The sequence below is a fragment of the Azospirillum sp. A26 genome (assembly GCF_042604635.1).
Classification (GTDB): domain Bacteria; phylum Pseudomonadota; class Alphaproteobacteria; order Azospirillales; family Azospirillaceae; genus Azospirillum; species Azospirillum palustre.
This window is the reverse complement of sequence record NZ_CP170474.1, coordinates 235,024-254,041: the sequence shown is the minus strand read 5'-3', so window position 1 is coordinate 254,041 and position 19,018 is coordinate 235,024. Positions and strand designations below refer to the sequence as shown.

Here is a 19,018-nt window from a genome sequence, read left to right as displayed (position 1 = left end):
GCGGGGTCCTCCTCAGGCGAGGCGCAGGCGGCGTTCGGCGAACGCATAGAGCGGACGCCACAGCAGACGGTTGAACAGGATGACGAACAGAGACATGACGGCGATGCCCAGCACGATGCGGGGGTAATCGCCGGCTTCGGTGGCCTGGGCGATGTAGCTGCCCAAGCCATGGGCGGTCAGCCGGGTGTCGCCCCAGTTTACCGCCTCCGCCACGATGCTGGCGTTCCACGACCCGCCGGACGCGGTGACCGCCCCGGTGACATAGTAGGGGAAGACGCCCGGCAGCATGACGTCGCGCCACCATTGCCAGCCGCGGATGCGGAAATTGGCCGCTGCCTCCTTCAGGTCGCCGGGAAAGGCGGTGGCCCCGGCGATGACGTTGAACAGGATGTACCACTGGGTGCCGAGGATCATCAGCGGGCTGAGCCAGACATCCGGGTTCAGGTCGAAGCGGACGATGGCGACCACCGCGACCGGGAACAGCAGGTTGGCCGGGAAGGCGGCGAGGAACTGGGCGGCCGGCTGGACCTTCTCCGCCAGCCGGGGGCGCAGCCCGATCAGCACGCCCAGCGGAACCCAGACCAGCGTCGCCACCGCGATCAGCACGATCACCCGCAGCAGCGTGGCGCCGCCGAGCAGAAGCACGGTGCCGACATCGCCCCAGTCGACGCCGGACGAGACGAAGGCGATCATCGACCAGCCGGTCCACAGGCCCGCCACCGCCAGCAGCAGATACCAGACCACGTCGACGGCCCGCGCCGGCACCCGGTCGAGCAGCCCGCCGACCGCCCGCAGGCCGCCCGCCGCACCGCGGCTCGCCCCGCCCACCGGCAGGCGCAGCCAGACCAGCCGGCCGAACAGGCGGTCGAGCGGTGCGAACAGGGCGCGGAAGAAGCGGGTGCGCTGGAACAGGGTGAGCAGCCAGGACTCTGGGACCTCCTGCGCCCCGGTCAGCTCGACCCGGAACTTGTCGGCCCAGGCGACCAGCGGGCGGAACAGCAGCTGGTCGTAGGCCAGGATGACCAGCAGCATCGCCAGCACCGCCCAGCCGACGGCATCCAGCCGCTGCCCGTCGATGGCCTTGGCGAGGTAGGAGCCGATGCCGGGCAGGGTGATGGTGTGGTCGCCGACGGTGATCGCCTCCGACGCGACGACGAAGAACCAGCCGCCGGACATCGACATCATCATGTTCCACACCAGTCCGGGGGCGGCATAGGGCGCCTCCAGCGTCCAGAAGCGCTGCCAGCCGGAAAAGCCGAAGCCGGTCGCCGCCTCGTCCAGGTCGCGCGGAACGGTGCGCAGCGACTGGTAGAAGCTGAAGGCCATGTTCCAGGCTTGGCTGGTGAAGATGGCGAAGATCGCCGCGCACTCGGCTCCCAGCACGCTGCCCGGGAAAAGCCCCAGGAAGAAGACGACGGTGAAGGAGATGTAGCCGAGCACGGGCACCGACTGCAGCACGTCCAGCACCGGGATGAGCAGCATGCCGGCCCGCCGGCTCTTGGCCGCCAGCGTGGCATAGGTGAAGGTGAACAGCAGCGAGGCCGCCATCGCCGCCAGCATCCGCAGGGTCGAGCGCAGGGCGTATTCCGGCAGCATCCAGGGGTCCAGCGTGACCGGCACCTCTTCGACGCTGTCGAGCGGCAGGGCCATCTGATGGCCGCCGATGGCGAGCAGGGCCAGCAGGCCGATGACCAGCGGCAGGGCGACCACGTCCCACCGGTTCGGCGCGGCGTCGGTTGCCTTCACCGAAACATTCGTGTTGATCCAGACCATGACGATCCATCCTGCGGTCCCGTCGCGGGACCGGCCGGCAAGGAAAACGGTAGCGGCGCGGCAGAGGCGCCGATGCGGATTTTCAGGAGGAGTGGCGTGGGGTCAGCGACTTGGCGGGCGCAGGTCGCCCGTCACGGAAAAGCACCCGCGCCCGTCGGGGCGGCGGCGCATGGAAACCGGGATGGTGAGGAGCTTCACCATGGTCCACCTCTGATCGGCCCGAAGACGACGGGCCGCGGGTGGACCCCTTACAAGAGGTCAGCCCGCGAACGGCGTCGTCAGGGGAATGTGAGTAGATCGACTACTGGGGCTGTCCATCTCTTGCCTTTTCGATCCGGCCGCCAACCCGGCGGGTGGGGCGGACAAGAACGATCATGCGGTGACGATGCCGCCCCTCTACTCCCCTGCCCGGCCAAGGTCAAGAGCGGGAATCGGCTTGCTGCCACCCGTCATCAAATCGTCATGAAACCGTGCGCCGGCGGCAACCTCAGGGCGTTCCGCGGGGCAGGCGCACTCACCTCAATCGGGCATCAATCGGGCGCGCGCAGCCGGTATCCGACCCCCGTCTCGGTCAGGATGTGGTGGGGCCGCTCCGGGTCGGGTTCGATCTTCTGCCTCAGCTGGCGGATGTAGATCCGCAGATACTGGATGTCGGTTTCACCGCCCCACACCTCCTTGAGGATGAAGCGGTGGGTCAGCACCTTGCCGGCATGCGCCACCAGAAGCCGCAGCAGGTCGTATTCGCGCGGCGACAGCTTCACATCCTCGCCGCGCACGGTGACGATGCGCCGGACCAGATCGACCGTCAGGTCGCCGCTGCGGAACAGCGGCCGTTCCCCCTGCTGTTGCAGCTTGTGGCGCATGGCCGTGCGGATGCGGGCCAGCAGTTCCTCGACCCCGAAGGGCTTGGTCACATAGTCGTCCGCCCCGAGATCGAGCGCCTCGACCTTTCCGGCCTCGTCGACCCGGCTGGACAGCACGATGATCGGCAGGGTCACGCCGCTTCCGCGCAGGCGGCGGATGACCTCCAGCCCGTCGATGCCCGGCAGCCCGAGATCGAGGACCAGCAGATCGGGGGAATTCCGCCGCACCTCTTCCAGCGCCTTGGTCCCGTCCTCCACCTCGACGATGTCGTATCCCTGGGCGGTCAGGCTGGTGCGCAGGAAGCGCCGGATCGGCGGTTCGTCATCGACGACGAGCACGCGCAGGGGGATGGAGTCCGATTTCATGCGGCGGCTTCCTCTTCATATCCGGACAGGTCGGCGGCCTTGGGGAGGGTCAGGGTGAAGACGGCGCCGCTGCGGTCGCGGCGGTTGCCGGCCGTGACCGTCCCGCCCATCGCCTCGACAAAGCCCCGGCAGATCGCCAGACCCAGCCCGGTGCCGGCACGCTGCCGGTCCTGGGCATGGACACGGTAGAACTTGTCGAAGATGCGCTCCACATCCTCGGGCGGAATGCCGCTGCCTTCATCCAGCACCTCGATGCGGACGAGGGCACCGTCCTGCCGTCCGCGCACCGTGATCGTCGACCCGGCCGGCGCGTATTTGCCGGCGTTGTCGAGCAGGTTGAACAGTGCCTGCTCGATCAGCACGGCATCGATGTCCACCATCGGCAGGCCGGCGGCAAGATCGACCTCGACCCGATGGCCGGCGAGAATGCGGGACACCCGCTCCAACGCGCTGCCGACCACCTCGGACAGGTCGACCGCACCGGTCCGTGGCCGGATGGCGCCGGATTCCAGCCGTGTCATGTCCAGCAGGTTGGCGATGAAGCGGTTGAGCCGTTCCGCCTCCTCCTGGATGGTCGCCGCGAGGTCGCGCCGGTCCTCCTCGTCCATCATCGGTCCGTAGCCGACGAGGCTGGTCGCCGAGCCCAGGATGGAGGCAAGCGGCGTGCGCAGATCGTGCGAGATCGAGGTGAGCAGGGCCGAGCGCAGCCGTTCGGTTTCCGCCGCCAGCTTGCTGCGGTCGACATCCTCGGCAAGCGTCACCCGTTCGATTGCCAGGGCGGCCTGATCGATCAGCGCGTCGAGAAGCCGGCGCTCGTCCGGTGTCAGGTAACCGCCGGTCCGCCCCTTTCCGCCGCCGGTGTCGATGCCGACCACCCCGACGACGCCCCGCCCGGTGCGCATCGGCAGGAACAGCCACTTGGCGCCGGGCAGCGTGTCCGCACCCTTGCCGGTCGGTCGGTTGTTTTCCCACGCCCAAACCGCCGCGGCCAGATCGGCATCCTCGATGACGTCCTCCGGCGGATAGCCGGCCCTGACCGCGACGCTGCCTTTCCCGGCTTCACCGTCGGGCAGCAGCAGAACGACATGGACCTTCAGCATGGCGGCGATCTGATAGGCGGTGGCCCACAACAAATCGTCCATGGTCACCACGCCGGCCAGCTTGCGGCTGAACTGGTAGAGGTCTTCCGTCGTCTTGGCGCGGAGCCTCGCGGTCACCGCCTGGGCGCGGACACGGGCGGTCAGGTTGCTGGCGATCACCGAGACGACGGCGAAGACCAGCAAGGCGACGATGTTCTCGGGATCGGAAATCGTGAAGGTGTAGAGCGGCGGCAGGAAGAAATAGTTGAAGGCGAGGACGCTGATCACGCTGGCATAGAGCGATGGCGCCAGCCCGCCGGTGACGGCGCTCGCCAGCACGGCGGTCAGGAAGACCAGCGCCATGTTGTTGAGGGCCAGCACCCGGTGCAGAACATGGCCGGCGCCCAGCGCCGCCGCGACATAGCCCGTGCTGGCGACGTAGGGCCACCAAGCGAAGGCCCGCTGCCGGGCCGCCTCCGTCCGGACCGTCCTGGCGGGAAGCGCGGCGCCGGAACTGGCGGCGATGACATGCACGCTGATGTCGCCCGCCCGGCGGATCAGGCTGTGCGCCACCGACCCGTGTAGCAGTTCCGACCAGCGCGGACGGGTGGATTTGGCGATGACGATGTGCGTGACGTTGTTGGTCAGCGCATAATCGACGACGGTGTCAGCGACATCGCTGCCGGGCACCGTGACCGCCTCGCCGCCCAGCCGTTCCACCAGCCGCAGCGTGTCGGCGATGCGGTCGCGGTCGGCCTCGCTCAGGCGCAGCGCCCGGCTCGTCTCGACATGGATCGCGCCCCAGCGGGCGCGCAGCCGCTCGGCCTGACGGCGGGCGTAGCGGACCAGGGCGCCGCCGCTGGCATCCTCGTTGATGCAGACCAGCAGCCGCTCGCCGGCAGCCCAGGGGCCGGAGATGGCGTGCGCCTGCATGTGCGTCAGCAACTGCTCGTCGACGCGGTCGGCGGTGCGCCGCAGCGCCAGTTCGCGGAGTGCCGTCAGGTTTCCGGGCGAGAAATAATGCCGGATCGCCCGCTCGGCTGTGCGCGGGACATAGACCTTGCCCTGCTGGAGGCGCTGGATCAGGTCGTCGGGCGCGATGTCGATGACCTCGATGTCGTCGGCGCGGTCGAGGATCGAATCCGGCACCGTCTCGCGGACGCGGACGCGGGTGATCTTGGCGACGACGTCGTTCAGGCTTTCGACATGCTGGATGTTCAGGGTGGTGTAGACGTCGATGCCGGCGGCCAGCAGCTCCTCGACGTCGAGATACCGCTTCGGATGGCGTCCGCCGTCGGCGTTGGTGTGGGCCAGCTCGTCGACCAGCACGATTTTCGGGCGGCGGGCGAGGATGGCGTCCACATCCATCTCGGTCAGGACATGGCCCTTGTGCTCGATGGCGCGGCGCGGAACTACCTCCAGCCCGGCGACAAGCGCTTCGGTCTCGCGCCGGCCGTGGGTTTCGACCACCCCGACGACGATGTCGACGCCGTCGCGGCGCTTGGCCTGGGCGGTTTGCAGCATCTCGAAGGTCTTGCCGACGCCGGGGGCGGCACCAAGAAAGATCTTGAGCCGCCCCTGCGCTTCCTTCGCCGCCTGACGGAGCAGCGCGTCGGGAGATGGCCGGCCGGCGCGGTCGCCCTGAATGCGCTCGCCCTGTTCGTCGGTCATGGCATCGTCCCTTTCCGCTCCCCCCGCTCCAGAAGCGGTCCCAAACCCGGCCGCAAGTCCGGCTATGGATTACTCCGCCGGCCGTTGTGGAGGATAGCCGATTCCGACAGTCCAGTTGCACTGCCCCGGCCGGCTATTTGCCTGCTGTTTTGCCGGCCGCCCGATCCAGGGCGAGGTTGAGCGCCAGGACATTGACGGTCGGTTCGCCCAGGAAACCGAGCGGACGCGGGGCGGTGGTGTCAGCCACCAGCTTGCGCACCGCATCTTCCGTCAGGCCGCGGGCCTTGGCGACGCGCGGCACCTGGAAGTCGGCGGCGGCCGGCGACAGGTCGGGGTCGAGGCCGCTGCCCGAGGTGGTCACCAGTTCCACCGGAACCGGGACGCCGGGATTTTCGGCCTTCAGCTTTTCGGCATCGGCCTGTACGCGGTCGGCCAGCGCCTTGCTCGTCGGGCCGAGGTTGGAGCCCATCGAGTTCGCCGCGTTGTAGGGAGCCGGCACCGTCTTGGCCGGATCGGCGGGGTCGGCGCCGGTGGTGGCCGAGGGGCGCGGGTGGAAATAGTCCGCGCCGGTGAAGTCCTGTCCGATCAGACTGGAGCCGACGATTGTCCCGTTCCGCTCGATCAGGCTGCCGCTGGCCTGATGCGGAAACAGGACTTGCGCGACGCCGGTGACGGCCAGCGGGTAGGCAAGCCCGGTGATCGCGGTCAGTGCGACGGTCATCACCAGGGCGGGACGCAGATCCTTCAACATGACAGGCTCCTCAAACAAGGCCGGCGGCGGTGACGATCAGGTCGATCGCCTTGATGCCGGCGAAGGGCACCACGAGGCCGCCAAGGCCGTAAATCAGCAGGTTGCGGCGCAGCAGAGAGGCGGCACCGACGGCGCGGTAGCGCACGCCGCGCAGGGCCAGCGGGATCAGCGCCACGATGATCAGCGCGTTGAAGATGATCGCCGACAGGATGGCGCTTTCCGGGCTGTGCAGCCCCATCACGTTCAGCGCCTGGAGCTGCGGGTAGAAGGCGAGGAACATCGCCGGGATGATGGCGAAATACTTCGCCACGTCGTTGGCGATGGAGAAGGTGGTGAGCGCGCCGCGAGTCATCAGCAGCTGCTTGCCGATCTCGACGATCTCGATCAGCTTGGTCGGGTCGCTGTCGAGATCGACCATGTTGCCGGCCTCGCGCGCCGCCACCGTGCCGGTGTTCATCGCCACCCCGACATCGGCCTGGGCCAGTGCCGGCGCGTCGTTGGTGCCGTCGCCGCACATGGCGACCAGCTTGCCCTTCGCCTGCTCGTCGCGGATCAGCTGGAGCTTGGCCTCCGGCGTCGCCTGGGCGAGGAAATCGTCCACCCCGGCCTCGGCGGCGATGGCGGCGGCGGTCATCGGGTTGTCGCCTGTGATCATCACCGTGCGGATGCCCATCTGGCGCAGGGCGGCGAAGCGCTCGCGGATGCCGCCCTTGACGATGTCCTTCAGGTGGATGATGCCGAGCAGCCGGCCGTCGCGGGCCACCGCCAGCGGCGTGCCGCCGGCCTTGGCCACCCGTTCGGATATCGCGAGTATTTCACGCTCCGCCGAGGTGGCGGCCGGATGCAGGGCGGCGACACTGCGGCCACCGGACACCGCGACCCGCTGCGACCCGCCGACATGGGCCAGCACCGCGTCCACCGCACCCTTGCGGATCACCGTGCCCCCGGTGTCGATGCCGCTGATGCGGGTCTGGGCGGTGAAGGGGACGAAGCTGGCGTGCATCTCCTCCATTTTGCGGGCTCGGATGCCGTATTCCTCCTTGGCGAGCACGACGATGGAGCGGCCTTCCGGCGTCTCGTCGGCCAGCGAGGCGAGCTGGGCGGCGTCGGCCAGTTCCTCCTCGCCGACGCCGGCGACCGGCAGGAACTCGGCCGCCTGACGGTTGCCCAGCGTGATGGTACCGGTCTTGTCGAGCAGCAGCGTGTCGACGTCGCCCGCCGCCTCCACCGCACGGCCGGACATGGCGAGCACGTTGAAGCGGACCAGACGATCCATGCCGGCGATGCCGATGGCGGACAGCAGCGCGCCGATGGTGGTCGGGATCAGCGTGACGAACAGCGCGACCAGCACAAGCACGCCGACCGATCCGCCGGCATAGGCGGCGAAGCTGGGGATCGTCGCCACCGCAATGACGAAGACGATGGTCAGCCCGGCGAGCAGGATGTTCAGCGCGATCTCGTTGGGGGTCTTCTGGCGCTGGGCACCCTCCACCAGCGAGATCATGCGGTCGAGGAAGGTCGAGCCGGGGGCGGCGGTGATCCGCACCTTGATCTGGTCGGACAGCACCTGGGTGCCGCCGGTGACCGCCGAGCGGTCGCCGCCGCTCTCGCGGATGACCGGAGCGGATTCGCCGGTGATGGCGGCCTCGTTGACCGAGGCGACGCCCTCCACCACCTCGCCGTCGGACGGGATGATGTCGCCGGCTTCGACCAGCACGAGGTCGCCGGGCTTGAGGGCGGCGGCGGGCACCGTGCGGATGGTGCCGTTCTCCAGCTTCTTGGCGCTGGTCTCGGTGCGGGTCTTGCGCAGGCTGGCGGCCTGGGCCTTGCCGCGCCCTTCCGCCACCGCCTCGGCGAAGTTGGCGAAGATCAGCGTGAACCACAGCCAGACGACGATCTGGACGGCGAAGCCGGAAACCCCGGCACCCGTGACCGCATCGCGCAGGACCAGCAGGGTGGTGAGCACCGCCACCACCTCGACGCAGAACATCACCGGGTTGCGGATCATCTGGCGCGGGGAAAGCTTGGCGATGGAGCCGCCGATGGCCGGCACCAGGATGGCGGGATCCAGCAGGGTGCTCGCCGAAGACCGGCCGGACCGTTTGCTTTTGGCATGCATGGGAGCGTTCCCGATCAGAAGAGGGTGCCGGCGGTCATCGCCAGATGCTCGACCACCGGGCCGAGGGCGAGAGCCGGGAAGAAGGTGAGGCCGCCGACGATCAGGATGACGCCGACCAGCAGCCCGACGAAGAGACCGTCATGGGTGGGGAAGGTGCCGGCCGAAACGGGGGCGCGGGCCTTGGACGCCAGCGAGCCGGCAATCGCCATCATCGGCACGATGACCAGGAAGCGGCCGACCAGCATGGCGACGGCCAGCGTGACGTTGTACCAGGGCGTGTTGCCGGTCAGCCCGCCGAAGGCGCTGCCATTGTTGGCGGCACCCGAGACATAGGCGTAGAGCGCTTCGGAGAAGCCGTGTGGCCCGGCATTGGCCATCGACGCGGTGCCGGTGTCGAGCACCACCGCGACGGCGGTGAAGCCCAGCATCATCAGCGGCAGGCAAAGGATGGCGAGCATGGTCATCTTGACCTCCTTCGTCTCCAGCTTCTTGCCGAGATATTCCGGGGTGCGGCCGACCATCAGCCCGGCGACGAACAGCGCGACGATGGCGAACAGCAGCATGCCGTAGAGGCCGGCGCCGACACCGCCGACGATGATCTCGCCCAGCATCATGTTGATCATCGGCACCATGCCGCCCAGCGGCATGAAGCTGTCGTGCATGGCGTTCACCGCGCCGCAGGAGGCGGCGGTGGTGACGGTGGCGAACAGCGCCGTCGCGGCGATGCCGAAGCGGGTCTCCTTGCCCTCCATGTTGTCGGCCAGCCCATCGACGCCGAAGGCGGCGAAGGCCGGGTTGGCCTGGGCCTCGGCCCAATAGGCGACGGTGACGCCGGCAACGAACAGCAGGCCCATGGCGGCGAGGATGGCCCAGCCCTGGCGCTCGTCGCCGACCATCCGGCCGAACAGGTTGGTCAGGCCGGCGCCCAGCGCGAAGATGCACAGCATCTCGACCAGATTGGTCAGGGCGTTGGGATTCTCGAAGGGATGGGCGGAGTTGGCGTTGAAGAAGCCGCCGCCGTTGGTGCCCAGCATCTTGATCGCCTCCTGCGAGGCGACGGGGCCGAGCGAGATGGTCTGCTTCGCCCCTTCCAAAGTGGTGGCGTCGACGGCGCCCGCCAGCGTCTGCGGCACGCCCTGCCAGACCAGGAACAGCGCGCAGACGACGCACAGCGGCAACAGGACATAGAGGGTGGCGCGGGTCAGATCGACCCAGAAATTGCCGACCGTGCGGGCCGAGGTGCGGGCGAATCCGCGGACCAGCGCCACAGCCAGCGCGATGCCGGTGGCGGCCGAGACGTAGTTGTGGAAGGTCAGCCCGGCCATCTGCACCAGATGGCCCATGGTGGTCTCGCCGCCGTAATTCTGCCAGTTGGTGTTGGTGGTGAAGCTGGCCGCGGTGTTGAAGGCGAGGTCGGCGGGCACCGCCGCCATGTCCTGCGGGTTCAGCGGCAGGACATCCTGGAGGCGTTGCAGGGCATAGAGCAGCAGCATGCCGGCGGCGCTGAACAGCAGCATCGATACGGCGTAGGTCACCCAATGCTGCTCGGTGCGCTCGTCGACGCCGGCCAGACGGTAGAGGGCGCGTTCGACCGGCCGCAGGATGGGGGAGAGCAGCGTGCGCTCGCCGGTGAAGACGCGCGTCATGAAGCCGCCCAGGGGCCGCGTCATCGCGACGACCAGGGCGAGGAAGACCAGGATCTGGATCCAGCCATTGACGGTCATGGGATGGGTCTCCTCAGAACCGTTCGGGGCGGATCAGGGCATAGACCAGATAGACCAGCAGTCCGGCGGTCACGAGGCCGGCCAGGGCATAATCGAGGGACATGGCGCCGCTCCCCTCACAGCCGGTCGCAGGCATGGACATAGGCGACCGCCGCGGCGAAGAAGCCTACGGTGAGCGCAAGAAACAGCAGGTCGAGCATCGTTGGGTCTCCGGAATTGCGTCCCCCTCGCCGTCATGATGGCGGGGGAGGTCCGACCCTGTGAGGGTGCGCCGGAGCCGCGTATAGATTCGATGGGGGACGGCAGGGCCGGAAAATATACGATTCGTATATGCGGTCGGCGGTCAGGCCCCGATCCACAAGGCCAGCACTTGCAGGGCGAAAGCGATCAGCAGGAATGCGGCGACGGTGACTGCCGCCTCGCCCAGCACCGCGCGCGGGGAAGGGAATGCCTCATGGGAGGGGGCGGTCGATGTCTGCGGATCGCAATCTTCCATGCGCGCCGGGGCAGGCATGGTCCGGTCGAGCAGCGCGAGAGGCGATTTTCCTTGCATGACAGCCCCGCAGTCCAGTGGCGGCCAATGGCCGCTATCCCACTGAGAAGAAGGCTGCGGGGCATATAAATGCGATGGGGCGCGTGAGGCCCGAAAAATATACGGCGCGCGATGCGCGCCCCCGGTCCCTTTATCGGCGTCCCGATGCAGCCCGTGCCAGACCGGCATAGTGGCGCACGTCGAAGGCGATGAACTCCACCTCGGCGTCGGTGACGTCGCGCAGGTGCCTGGCCGGGCTGCCGGCCCAAAGCTGGCGGGCCGGAATGCGCTTGCGCGGGGTCAGCACCGCACCGGCCGCCAGCATGGCGCCGCTTTCCACGACCGCGCCGTCCAGCACGATTGCGCCGATGCCGACCAGACAGCCGTCCGCCAGCGTACAGCCATGCATCCGCACGCCATGGCCGATCACCACGTCGGCGCCGATGACGGTCGGATACTCGTTCAGCATGACGTGGATGATGGTGCCGTCCTGGATGTTGGTGCGCGGCCCCACCGTGATGCTGTGGTCGTCGCCGCGAAGCACGCAGCCGTACCAGACGCTGGCCTCCGCCCCGATGGTGACGTCGCCGACCACCACCGCGCCGGGAGCGATGAAGGCGTCGGCGGCGATGCGCGGCCATACTCCCTTGACGGGCTGGATGATGGCGCCGGGGTGACGGGCGAGCAGGGTTTCTCCGGTTTCGAAGGCACCGGTTTCGAAGGTCGCGTCGGTTACGCTCTCGGTGGTCATTGGTTCTTGTCCTTTTTGGCCCTGCCGGTCTTGGTTCCGGTCGGGAAACAGCCGGTCGATGTCGGGCAGAGTGTAGCCCAGTCCGGCTGGCAGCGTCGCGCGCCTGCGCGCCCGCCGGCGGCGGGTCCCTGAGAGGGTCCAGTCGGCGGTCGCAAGCGGTCCATCTTTCTCCCCAGGAAAGAGAAGAATCTTGCAAATGAGAATCAGTATCATTATCAAGGTTGGAACTGCGCGGACCGTGCCGGGGGCGTCGGCACTTTGGCAGGCACAATGGCAGGGGGCACCAGCGCGATGAAGACTGCCGGGCAGTCCGGACGGGTTGAGGGACGGGCTGCGCCGCCGCGCCTGCGCACCGCCGCACGGGTGACGGCGGCGGTGTTCGGCGCCTATGGCTTCGCCTGGGGCCTCGCCGCCTTCGGGGCAGAGTTGGGGGCGCTCGCGGGCATGGCGCCGGCTGAGGCGGTCACCGCCTCCAGCCTGCTGGCCCTGGTGGTGCTGCCGGTGGCGTCGCTGTGGGCCTTCGCGGTGCCGCGGGTTATGGTCGGCTGGGCGGTGCTGGGCGGCGGCGGGGTTTTGCTGATCGCGGCCTCGCAGTTTGCCGGGATCGTCGGGCCATGACGGCGAAGAAACGCAAGCTGATCAGCCCGGCCCTGCGCGCCGCCATGCTGTGGCCGCACACCTGGGCGGGGGTGACGCTCGGCGGGCTGCTGATGCTGATCTTCTTCATGGGATCGTTGGCCGTTTTCGCATCCGAGATCGACCGCTGGATGATGCCCGCCACCCGCGTCGGTGCGGTGGAGACCGGGCCGGCCTCGCTCGACCAGGCGGTGCTGCCGGCGGTGGAGAAGCTCGCCGCCGGGCGGACAGTGCGCGACTGGTACGTGCAGTTGCCGGACGAGCGGCGGCCAGTGATGGCGCTTCAGCTTCGGACTGAGACCGGCAATGCCGGCGGCATGGCGACCAGCGACGGCCAGCTGCTGCCGCCGGTCGGGACGCTGGGAGGCACCTATTTCTTCTATCCGCTGCATTACAGCCTGCATCTGCGGGCGGGCTCCATCGGCTATTGGATCGTCTGCTTCGCGTCGGTGGCGATGCTGGCCGGACTGATTTCCGGTGTCATCATCCATGCGCGGATCTTCAAGGATTTCTTCACCTTCCGCAGTTGGGGGCAGTTCCGCCGCTCCCTGCTCGACCTGCACAATCTGACGGGCGTGCTGGTCCTGCCCTTCCATCTGATGATCACGATCACCGGGATCGTCATCGTCCTGCCCATCGTCCTGCCGGCAGGCGTCCAGGCGCTCTATGGCGGCGATGTGCGGCGCTTCTACGACGATGCGCTGGGCAATTACAGCCGTCCACGCAGCGGCATCGCCGCCCCGCTGGCGCCGCTCGATCCGATGGTGGCGGAGGCCCGCCGGCTGTGGGGCGGGGGCGAGCCGGCCGTGGTGTTCGTCTATAATGCCGGCGATGCCGCATCGGTCGTCCGCATCAACCGCGCTCTGCGAGACCGCATCAGCCTGGATGTCCAGCCGGTCTTCTTCGACGGTGTCACCGGACAGGTGCTGAAATACCAGCGGCCGGGGCCGGTGGTGGCGACCCACCGCGTCCTGTCGGGGCTGCATTTCGCCGCCTTCGACCATTGGCCGCTGCGCTGGCTGTATTTCCTGTTCGGGCTGTCCGGCTGCGTGCTGATCGGCACCGGCATGCTGTACTGGATGGAGAAGCGGCGGGTTGCCCATGGCGTGAAGCCCGGCGTCGGCTGGCGCAGCGTCGCCGCCATCGCTTGCGGCAGCACCTCCGGCCTGCTGATCGCCACGCTGGCGATGATGGCGGCCAACCGGCTGCTGCCGGCCGGCATCCCGTCGCGGGAATTGGTGGAGGTCGGCCTCTTCTTCCTGATCTGGATCGGCAGCGCCGTCCATGCCGCCGTCCGCACCCGGACGGACCCGCCCTGGAGCGAACAATGCACCGCGGTCGCCCTGCTGGCGGCGGCCTGCGTGGCGCTGAACTGGATCACGACGGGGGAACATCCCATCCGTGCCGTGACCTCCGCCGACTGGGCGGTGCTGGGCGTCGATGCGGTGCTGGCGCTGACCGCCATCGCCGCCTGGCGGGTGTCGCGGCGGCTGGCCCAGCGGCCCGATCCCGAACTCTCAACCCTGGCGAAGGTGACCGACCATGCCTGATGCCCTGATGCTGCCCGGCCTGTTCGGGCTCTGCTACTTCGCCTTCGCCGCCCTAGCCCTGTCGGTGGAGCGGCATTGGCGCGATCTCGTCGATTCCAGGCGGGGGCCGCCGCGCCGCACGGTGTTCCGGCTGCGGCTGGCGGCGCTGCTGTGTCTGGCGGCGGCGCTGTCGGTCGCGGTCCGCCACGATGGGACGGGCTTCGGCCTCCTGCTCTGGGCGCTGGCCTTGAGCGCCGGTGCGCTGGCGGTCGCCGCGACCGTCACCTGGAAGACGCGATCCGCCCGCGGCTGAACGTCTTGGCGGCGGGGGCGCCAGCCTTACATGCGCATCATGCGGAAAATGGCGATGAACATCACGACCACGCCCACCTCGGCGGCAGTCGCGAGCCAAGCCGGGTGAAAGAGGATGCCGAACGGCATGATCAGCAGCAGGATCAGCGCCGGAAAGACGATGTAGGGGGACTCGAACCGGCGGAACTTCGTATCCGCCGCGGCGCCTTCTTCTTCGAGCAGGGACGGCTGTGCCAATTGCGTGGACATCGGATCGGGACCTTCGGTCTTCGGTTTGGATGGGTGGGCATTCGGGACCCCCGGCACCGCTGCCGGATGGGTCCCGAATGCCCGCGGAGCCGATCCTAGGCAGCGTCATCCATCGCAAAAAGCGAAATAAACCGATGGATTACATCGGCTTTATCAAAGTGAATCGCGGGCGCCGGCAGGTTCGCCCAGAATGGCCTTCAACCCGGTGAGGGCCGGGTCGATGATGGCGTCGTCGGCGTCGGTCGGGTAGGCGGCGTAGATGGGAAGGCTGAGCGGCCGGGCTTCCGGCAGTATTTCCCCCTTGCCGGCATCGATCAGCGGCTGGACGAGCTGGCGGGGGAAATGCCCGGTGCCGCCGCACTGTTTGACATAGTCGAGCCCGAGCGTGCCGACGCCGATCGACACCGGGGCGGCCTGCACGTCCGGGCGATGCAGCTGCACATTGCGGCGGAAATCGTCGCCCCAGTCGATGTGGACATAGGGCTCCTCCAGGTAATCCTCGACCGCCGGCATGCGGAAGAGGACCAGCTCCTCCTCGAGCAGCAGGCGGATCGACAGGCCCGGCAGGGCGCGCGGCGAATAGAGGACGGCGACGTCCAGCGTCCCGTCCTGAAGGCCTTGCAGCAACCCGTTCGGCAGGCCGACGTCGCAGCGCAGGGCGATGTCGTTGGCGTTGCGCCGCATCCAGGGAATCCAGCGGTACAGCAGGCGGTTCCACAGGCCGGCCTCGCTGCCGATGCGCAGCAGCGCCTTGTGGCCGGCGGGCAGGGTGGCTTCCTGCCGGGCCTGTTCCCACAGGCGGAGGATCGCCGCGGCATGGCGCTGGAAACGCAGGCCGGCGCTGGTCAGCGTGGCGCCGGTCTTGTTGCGCACGAACAGCCGGCAGCCAAGCTGCTGCTCCAGCTGCTGAATGCGCGTGCTGACCGTCGACTGGGTCACATGGAGCCGGTCGGCCGCCGCCATGAAGCTGCCTGCCGCCGTGACCTCCAGAAATGTCCGGGCCATTTCCGTATCCATGATACCTCGCTCGAAACCCCGCCTCCACGGACGGGGAGCAAGACCTACGCCATCGGCAGCTTGATCGCGACCGACCGGTGTGAGACGATTCGTCGCATCCACTGGATGCAGCCGCGACCGGCGGTTCCCCTAATGCGGCAGGATCGTATCGGAAAAACCGATGACAACCATCGGGTAAATTCGCTTCCTGACCTTATTGGCCGCCATTAGCTTCCGCCTGCTCGCCGGAAGGAAGCCCGACCAATTTTCTCGGTTGGCCGGAGACAACGTTGAGAAATGGGAGTTCCGCTGTGTCCGTCATGCGCAAAATTCTGTTGGCCTCCGTCATTCTGATTTCCGGTGGAACCGCCGCCGCGCAGGCCGCGGACGGCGATGCCGCGGCGGGCAAGTCGGTGTTCAACACCTGCAAGGCCTGCCACACCATCGAGGCCGGCGGCCCCAACCGCGTCGGCCCGAACCTGCATGGCATCGTCGGCCGCAAGGCGGGCAGCGTCGACGGATTCAGCTATTCCGCGGCGGTGAAGGATGCCGGCTACACCTGGGACGAGCAGAAGCTCGACACCTATCTGAAGGATCCGAAGGCGGCGCTTCCCGGCAACAAGATGGCCTTCGCCGGGGTCAAGGACGACACCAAGCGTGCGGACCTGATCGCCTATCTGAAGAGCGAGTCCAAGTAACCGCGGATCTGGCTGAAACATCGTCCTGTCTATCGCCACAGCCCCGCCGATGCGGGGCTGTGGCCTTTTGCACGATTGTCAGGATCGGCGTGCCAGCAGCCCTTCCGCCAGGGCGCGGAATGCGTCGACCGCCTTGGCGAGGACGTCCTGCGGATCGGAGCTGGCAGCCACCCAAAGCGCGGCGTTCAATGCCGCCCCATTCAAGAGCCGGGCGGCCGCTTCGGGATCGATGGGCCTGATGACCCCCTGAGCGATCAGCCGTTCCACCGTTTGCCGGGTCATTTGAAGGCAGCCGTTCTGGCTCGGCCATTGCGAGGGATCGCCCAGGAAGGCCGGTCCGTCGAGCAGGACGATGCGCTGGACCTCGGGCTCCAGCGCCATCTCGATATAGGCCACACCTTCGGCCAGCAATCCGTCCCAGCCGTTCCCGGCCTTGGCGCCGATGGCGTGCGCACGCTGTGCCATCTCCGTGTCGAGCTGGTCGACCACCGCCTGGAGAAGCCCGCGCTTGTCGCCGAAATTGTGATAGAGGGCGCCCCGCGTCAGCCCGGCCTCCGCCGTCAGATCGTCCATCGATGCGGCGGCGAACCCCTGTTCGGTGAAGGCCTTGCGCGCGGACGCGATCAGCTTGGCGCGGGTTTCCTCCATCATCTCGGATCGCTTTTTGGCGGCCATGGGCCTTCTCCGGAAAATTCCGCATACGACACGTATGTGATTTGACATACGCGACGTATGTGTGTTGTGGTTCGCATACGCGGCGTATATCAACTTGCAGCCGCGCTGTGAAGCCCAATGCCGGATATCCCGGCAATCAAGGAGGACCACGACCATGGCCAAACGCGACGCGATCACTCCGGCAAACCGGCACGCGCTCTACGAAAAGCACCGCTATTCGGCGGCGATCCGCTCGGGCGATCTCCTGTTCGTATCGGGGCAGGTCGGCAGCCGCGCGGACGGGTCGCCGGAACCCGACTTCGAGCAGCAGGTGCGGCTGGCCTTCGACAATCTCGCCAATGTGCTGAAGACCGCCGGCTGCACCTTCGACGATGTCGTCGACGTCACCACGTTCCACACCGATCCGGCCAACCAGTTCGAGGCCATCATGACGGTGCGCGAGACGGTGATCGGCGATGCGCCCTATCCCAACTGGACCGCGGTCGGGGTGAACTGGCTGGCGGGATTCGATTTCGAGATCAAGGTCATCGCCCGTATCCCCGAGCGGGTCTAAGTCCTCGCGGCTTTTCACCCGCCGCTGTGGCCCCGCTCACAGCGGCGGGCTGACGGCCTGCGGCAGGATGGGGCCATGCCGCCCCTGCCCCTGTTCCGCGGAGGAAAGCCCCGATGCGCAGCCTTGCCGCCGTTACCCTTTGCCTTTCGGTTCTCGTCGCGATCACCGCCCTTGTCCGGCCGGCCGCCGCGTTCGAAGTGCAGTCCGGCGGCGTGCCGCTTTCCGCCGCGGCGGTTTCCCAATTGGCGAACCGGGTCGGCAACGCGCCGCCCAGTGCGGCCGGTCCCGTTGGCGCTTTCCCGCCCTGGATGGGGAACAGCCGAACGAACGGCCCGACCCTGGCGAGTGGGGCGATGGGCGGCGGATTGCCGCTGCCGGGGCGGGCCGGCGGTGTGGCAACTGCGGACCGGGCGGCGATGAACGAGCAACTGTTCGGGATCAAGCGCTGAAAAGGCCGCCTGCCTGTCCTGCTCGCGCCCTCCTCCCCCGTAATGGTGGGGATGCAGAGGACGATTGTCCGCCAATTCGGAAGGGTGTGGCGCAGGAGCGGGTTGTTTTTCAACGGGATGGGATTACCCAAGAATTCGGGGGAACCCTGCTTCGCGGTCGAAGACTAAGATCGATTGCATCGGACAAAGGGCAATGAAGAATACAGGGGGAAATCATGCTGCGGACTGCCGTGATCGCAGTCGGCGCCCTACTGCTTCTGCCGCTGTTTCTGGCTGGGCAGGGAATGGCCGACCGGGCGAAAGCGCCCGATGACGCGCGTGCCTACATCCTGTGGCCTCCCAACGGGACGGTCATCACCGGCGGAAAATTCTGGGTGCGCATGGGGCTCCAGAACATGGGGATCGCACCGGCCGGCATCAGCCATGCCGACACCGGGCACCATCACCTGCTGATCGACACCGAGCTGACGAACCCGGACGAGCCGATCCCCAACGACAAGCAGCACCTGCATTTCGGCGCCGGCCAGACCGAAGCGCGGCTGGAGCTCCCGCCCGGAACCCACACGCTTCAGATGGTCCTGGGCGACGCCGACCACATTCCGCACAACCCGCCGGTGATGTCCGAGAAGGTGACCATCACCGTCCGCTGACCGGAGCCGTTCGCTTCGTCCCTGCCAGGGAGGGCACCATGACATCGATTTCGTGCGCGCTTAGGACCGCTCGCCGCCTGCAACCGGCTCTGGGCGCGGTGTCTTGCGCGGTTCTGTGGGGCGTGCTGTCGCTTGCGCCGGTCACTGTGACGCCCGCGGCTGCGGCGGACGCATCCGCCCAACAGAAGGCCGACCAGAAAGCTGATCAGAACGACCCTGCCACCGCGCAGCGGACGCCCGGCCGAAAGGATGCATGGCTCTACATCGGCTGGCCCAACAACGGCCAGGTGGTGGGGACGCGCTTCAAGGTGTGGTTCGGGCTGCGCAATTTCGGCGTCGCGCCGGCCGGTGTGCGCAAGGACGGAACCGGGCACCATCATCTGCTGATCGACACCGACCTCAAGAACTTCAACGAGCCGATCCCCAGCGACAAGCAGCACCTTCATTTCGGCAAGGGCCAGACCGAAACGATCATGGAACTGCCGCCCGGTCGCCACACGCTGCAACTGGTCCTGGCCGATGCCGACCATGTGCCGCACGACCCGCCGATCATGTCGAAGAAGATCACCATCACGGTCCGCGCCGACCGCAGCCCGCAACTGTCGGCGCGGTGACCGGTCCTGAGCCGGCCTGACGGCGCAG

Annotated in this window: 20 protein-coding genes; 8 read left to right on the top strand and 12 right to left on the bottom strand. The window is 67.8% G+C overall.

The features are described 5' to 3' along the window. Positions 1 to 12 precede the first annotated feature (12 nt). The 9 genes from ABNQ39_RS24890 to ABNQ39_RS24850 form a co-directional block, all read right to left on the bottom strand. Positions 13 to 1,773 carry an ABC transporter permease gene (locus tag ABNQ39_RS24890; protein WP_376963152.1) on the bottom strand — a complete coding sequence of 587 codons (1,761 nt, stop codon included), beginning with the start codon at positions 1,771 to 1,773 and terminating at the stop codon, positions 13 to 15. A gap of 530 nt (positions 1,774 to 2,303) precedes the next feature. Then, a complete protein-coding gene (locus ABNQ39_RS24885; protein ID WP_376963149.1) occupies positions 2,304 to 3,002 on the bottom strand; it encodes a response regulator in 699 nt (232 codons plus the stop codon). Further along, the gene (locus ABNQ39_RS24880) at positions 2,999 to 5,752 is read right to left on the bottom strand and encodes a DUF4118 domain-containing protein (protein ID WP_376963146.1); all 2,754 of its coding nucleotides are present in this window, start codon (positions 5,750 to 5,752) and stop codon (positions 2,999 to 3,001) included. Before ABNQ39_RS24880 ends, ABNQ39_RS24885 begins: the two co-directional genes overlap by 4 nt. Positions 5,753 to 5,885: 133 nt before the next feature. Then, entirely contained in the window at positions 5,886 to 6,503 is a 618-nt protein-coding gene (locus ABNQ39_RS24875) for a K(+)-transporting ATPase subunit C (RefSeq protein ID WP_376963143.1), read from the bottom strand. A 10-nt stretch (positions 6,504 to 6,513) separates the two neighbouring features. After that, on the bottom strand, positions 6,514 to 8,622 hold the full coding sequence (gene kdpB / locus ABNQ39_RS24870) for a potassium-transporting ATPase subunit KdpB (RefSeq protein WP_376963140.1): 2,109 nt from the start codon (positions 8,620 to 8,622) through the stop codon (positions 6,514 to 6,516). A gap of 14 nt (positions 8,623 to 8,636) precedes the next feature. Then, complete coding sequence (gene kdpA, locus ABNQ39_RS24865; RefSeq protein ID WP_376963137.1) at positions 8,637 to 10,346, bottom strand: potassium-transporting ATPase subunit KdpA; 1,710 nt, start codon at positions 10,344 to 10,346, stop codon at positions 8,637 to 8,639. Positions 10,347 to 10,359: 13 nt separating this feature from the next. After that, positions 10,360 to 10,449, bottom strand: a complete 90-nt coding sequence (locus tag ABNQ39_RS24860; protein ID WP_109448108.1) for a K(+)-transporting ATPase subunit F — start codon at positions 10,447 to 10,449, stop codon at positions 10,360 to 10,362. 240 nt (positions 10,450 to 10,689) lie between these two features. Next, positions 10,690 to 10,899 (bottom strand): hypothetical protein, encoded by a 210-nt coding sequence (locus ABNQ39_RS24855; protein WP_376963133.1) that lies wholly within the window; start codon positions 10,897 to 10,899, stop codon positions 10,690 to 10,692. 130 nt (positions 10,900 to 11,029) lie between these two features. Next, complete coding sequence (locus ABNQ39_RS24850; protein ID WP_376963130.1) at positions 11,030 to 11,629, bottom strand: gamma carbonic anhydrase family protein; 600 nt, start codon at positions 11,627 to 11,629, stop codon at positions 11,030 to 11,032. 291 nt (positions 11,630 to 11,920) lie between these two features. Between ABNQ39_RS24850 and ABNQ39_RS24845 the strand changes: the two genes are divergently transcribed. The 3 genes from ABNQ39_RS24845 to ABNQ39_RS24835 are packed head-to-tail and all read left to right on the top strand — an operon-like array spanning position 11,921 to position 14,107. Continuing rightward, positions 11,921 to 12,247: a hypothetical protein gene (locus ABNQ39_RS24845; RefSeq protein WP_376963128.1), complete on the top strand. Its 327-nt coding sequence runs from the start codon at positions 11,921 to 11,923 to the stop codon at positions 12,245 to 12,247. Then, positions 12,244 to 13,815 carry a PepSY-associated TM helix domain-containing protein gene (locus tag ABNQ39_RS24840; protein WP_376963125.1) on the top strand — a complete coding sequence of 524 codons (1,572 nt, stop codon included), beginning with the start codon at positions 12,244 to 12,246 and terminating at the stop codon, positions 13,813 to 13,815. Before ABNQ39_RS24845 ends, ABNQ39_RS24840 begins: the two co-directional genes overlap by 4 nt. Beyond that, complete coding sequence (locus ABNQ39_RS24835; RefSeq protein ID WP_376963122.1) at positions 13,808 to 14,107, top strand: DUF3325 family protein; 300 nt, start codon at positions 13,808 to 13,810, stop codon at positions 14,105 to 14,107. Before ABNQ39_RS24840 ends, ABNQ39_RS24835 begins: the two co-directional genes overlap by 8 nt. Before the next feature lie 26 nt (positions 14,108 to 14,133). On the opposite strand, the gene ABNQ39_RS24830 is transcribed toward ABNQ39_RS24835, so the two are convergent. Together ABNQ39_RS24830 and ABNQ39_RS24825 are read right to left on the bottom strand one after the other, a co-directional pair. Continuing rightward, positions 14,134 to 14,355 carry a hypothetical protein gene (locus ABNQ39_RS24830; RefSeq protein WP_376963119.1) on the bottom strand — a complete coding sequence of 74 codons (222 nt, stop codon included), beginning with the start codon at positions 14,353 to 14,355 and terminating at the stop codon, positions 14,134 to 14,136. A gap of 153 nt (positions 14,356 to 14,508) precedes the next feature. Then, positions 14,509 to 15,360 (bottom strand): LysR family transcriptional regulator, encoded by an 852-nt coding sequence (locus ABNQ39_RS24825; RefSeq protein WP_161958024.1) that lies wholly within the window; start codon positions 15,358 to 15,360, stop codon positions 14,509 to 14,511. Positions 15,361 to 15,671: 311 nt separating this feature from the next. Between ABNQ39_RS24825 and ABNQ39_RS24820 the strand changes: the two genes are divergently transcribed. Continuing rightward, entirely contained in the window at positions 15,672 to 16,049 is a 378-nt protein-coding gene (locus ABNQ39_RS24820) for a c-type cytochrome (protein ID WP_376963115.1), read from the top strand. A gap of 78 nt (positions 16,050 to 16,127) precedes the next feature. On the opposite strand, the gene ABNQ39_RS24815 is transcribed toward ABNQ39_RS24820, so the two are convergent. Next, positions 16,128 to 16,724: a TetR/AcrR family transcriptional regulator gene (locus ABNQ39_RS24815; RefSeq protein ID WP_376963112.1), complete on the bottom strand. Its 597-nt coding sequence runs from the start codon at positions 16,722 to 16,724 to the stop codon at positions 16,128 to 16,130. 154 nt (positions 16,725 to 16,878) lie between these two features. On the opposite strand from ABNQ39_RS24815, the gene ABNQ39_RS24810 reads away from it, so the two are divergent. The 4 genes from ABNQ39_RS24810 to ABNQ39_RS24795 all read left to right on the top strand — a co-directional run bounded on the left by ABNQ39_RS24810 (position 16,879) and on the right by ABNQ39_RS24795 (position 18,990). Beyond that, positions 16,879 to 17,277 (top strand): RidA family protein, encoded by a 399-nt coding sequence (locus ABNQ39_RS24810; RefSeq protein ID WP_376963109.1) that lies wholly within the window; start codon positions 16,879 to 16,881, stop codon positions 17,275 to 17,277. A 113-nt stretch (positions 17,278 to 17,390) separates the two neighbouring features. After that, a complete protein-coding gene (locus ABNQ39_RS24805) occupies positions 17,391 to 17,726 on the top strand; it encodes a hypothetical protein (RefSeq protein WP_376963106.1) in 336 nt (111 codons plus the stop codon). A 215-nt stretch (positions 17,727 to 17,941) separates the two neighbouring features. Then, on the top strand, positions 17,942 to 18,376 hold the full coding sequence (locus ABNQ39_RS24800; RefSeq protein ID WP_098736439.1) for a DUF4399 domain-containing protein: 435 nt from the start codon (positions 17,942 to 17,944) through the stop codon (positions 18,374 to 18,376). 38 nt (positions 18,377 to 18,414) lie between these two features. After that, positions 18,415 to 18,990: a DUF4399 domain-containing protein gene (locus ABNQ39_RS24795; RefSeq protein ID WP_376963102.1), complete on the top strand. Its 576-nt coding sequence runs from the start codon at positions 18,415 to 18,417 to the stop codon at positions 18,988 to 18,990. Positions 18,991 to 19,018 lie beyond the last annotated feature (28 nt).

Excerpts from the sequence above, each read along its gene's own strand:
- ABNQ39_RS24800 (WP_098736439.1), top strand. The coding sequence starts at position 17,942 with ATGCTGCGGACTGCCGTGATCGCAGTCGGCGCCCTACTGCTTCTGCCG.
- ABNQ39_RS24825 (WP_161958024.1), bottom strand. The coding sequence starts at position 15,360 with ATGGCCCGGACATTTCTGGAGGTCACGGCGGCAGGCAGCTTCATGGCG.
- ABNQ39_RS24890 (WP_376963152.1), bottom strand. The coding sequence starts at position 1,773 with ATGGTCTGGATCAACACGAATGTTTCGGTGAAGGCAACCGACGCCGCG.
- ABNQ39_RS24885 (WP_376963149.1), bottom strand. The coding sequence starts at position 3,002 with ATGAAATCGGACTCCATCCCCCTGCGCGTGCTCGTCGTCGATGACGAA.
- ABNQ39_RS24880 (WP_376963146.1), bottom strand. The coding sequence starts at position 5,752 with ATGACCGACGAACAGGGCGAGCGCATTCAGGGCGACCGCGCCGGCCGG.
- ABNQ39_RS24850 (WP_376963130.1), bottom strand. The coding sequence starts at position 11,629 with ATGACCACCGAGAGCGTAACCGACGCGACCTTCGAAACCGGTGCCTTC.
- ABNQ39_RS24845 (WP_376963128.1), top strand. The coding sequence starts at position 11,921 with ATGAAGACTGCCGGGCAGTCCGGACGGGTTGAGGGACGGGCTGCGCCG.
- ABNQ39_RS24820 (WP_376963115.1), top strand. The coding sequence starts at position 15,672 with ATGCGCAAAATTCTGTTGGCCTCCGTCATTCTGATTTCCGGTGGAACC.
- kdpB (WP_376963140.1), bottom strand. The coding sequence starts at position 8,622 with ATGCATGCCAAAAGCAAACGGTCCGGCCGGTCTTCGGCGAGCACCCTG.
- ABNQ39_RS24830 (WP_376963119.1), bottom strand. The coding sequence starts at position 14,355 with ATGTCCACGCAATTGGCACAGCCGTCCCTGCTCGAAGAAGAAGGCGCC.
- ABNQ39_RS24815 (WP_376963112.1), bottom strand. The coding sequence starts at position 16,724 with ATGGCCGCCAAAAAGCGATCCGAGATGATGGAGGAAACCCGCGCCAAG.
- ABNQ39_RS24795 (WP_376963102.1), top strand. The coding sequence starts at position 18,415 with ATGACATCGATTTCGTGCGCGCTTAGGACCGCTCGCCGCCTGCAACCG.
- kdpA (WP_376963137.1), bottom strand. The coding sequence starts at position 10,346 with ATGACCGTCAATGGCTGGATCCAGATCCTGGTCTTCCTCGCCCTGGTC.
- ABNQ39_RS24875 (WP_376963143.1), bottom strand. The coding sequence starts at position 6,503 with ATGTTGAAGGATCTGCGTCCCGCCCTGGTGATGACCGTCGCACTGACC.
- ABNQ39_RS24855 (WP_376963133.1), bottom strand. The coding sequence starts at position 10,899 with ATGCAAGGAAAATCGCCTCTCGCGCTGCTCGACCGGACCATGCCTGCC.
- ABNQ39_RS24835 (WP_376963122.1), top strand. The coding sequence starts at position 13,808 with ATGCCTGATGCCCTGATGCTGCCCGGCCTGTTCGGGCTCTGCTACTTC.
- ABNQ39_RS24805 (WP_376963106.1), top strand. The coding sequence starts at position 17,391 with ATGCGCAGCCTTGCCGCCGTTACCCTTTGCCTTTCGGTTCTCGTCGCG.
- ABNQ39_RS24840 (WP_376963125.1), top strand. The coding sequence starts at position 12,244 with ATGACGGCGAAGAAACGCAAGCTGATCAGCCCGGCCCTGCGCGCCGCC.
- ABNQ39_RS24810 (WP_376963109.1), top strand. The coding sequence starts at position 16,879 with ATGGCCAAACGCGACGCGATCACTCCGGCAAACCGGCACGCGCTCTAC.
- ABNQ39_RS24860 (WP_109448108.1), bottom strand. The coding sequence starts at position 10,449 with ATGTCCCTCGATTATGCCCTGGCCGGCCTCGTGACCGCCGGACTGCTG.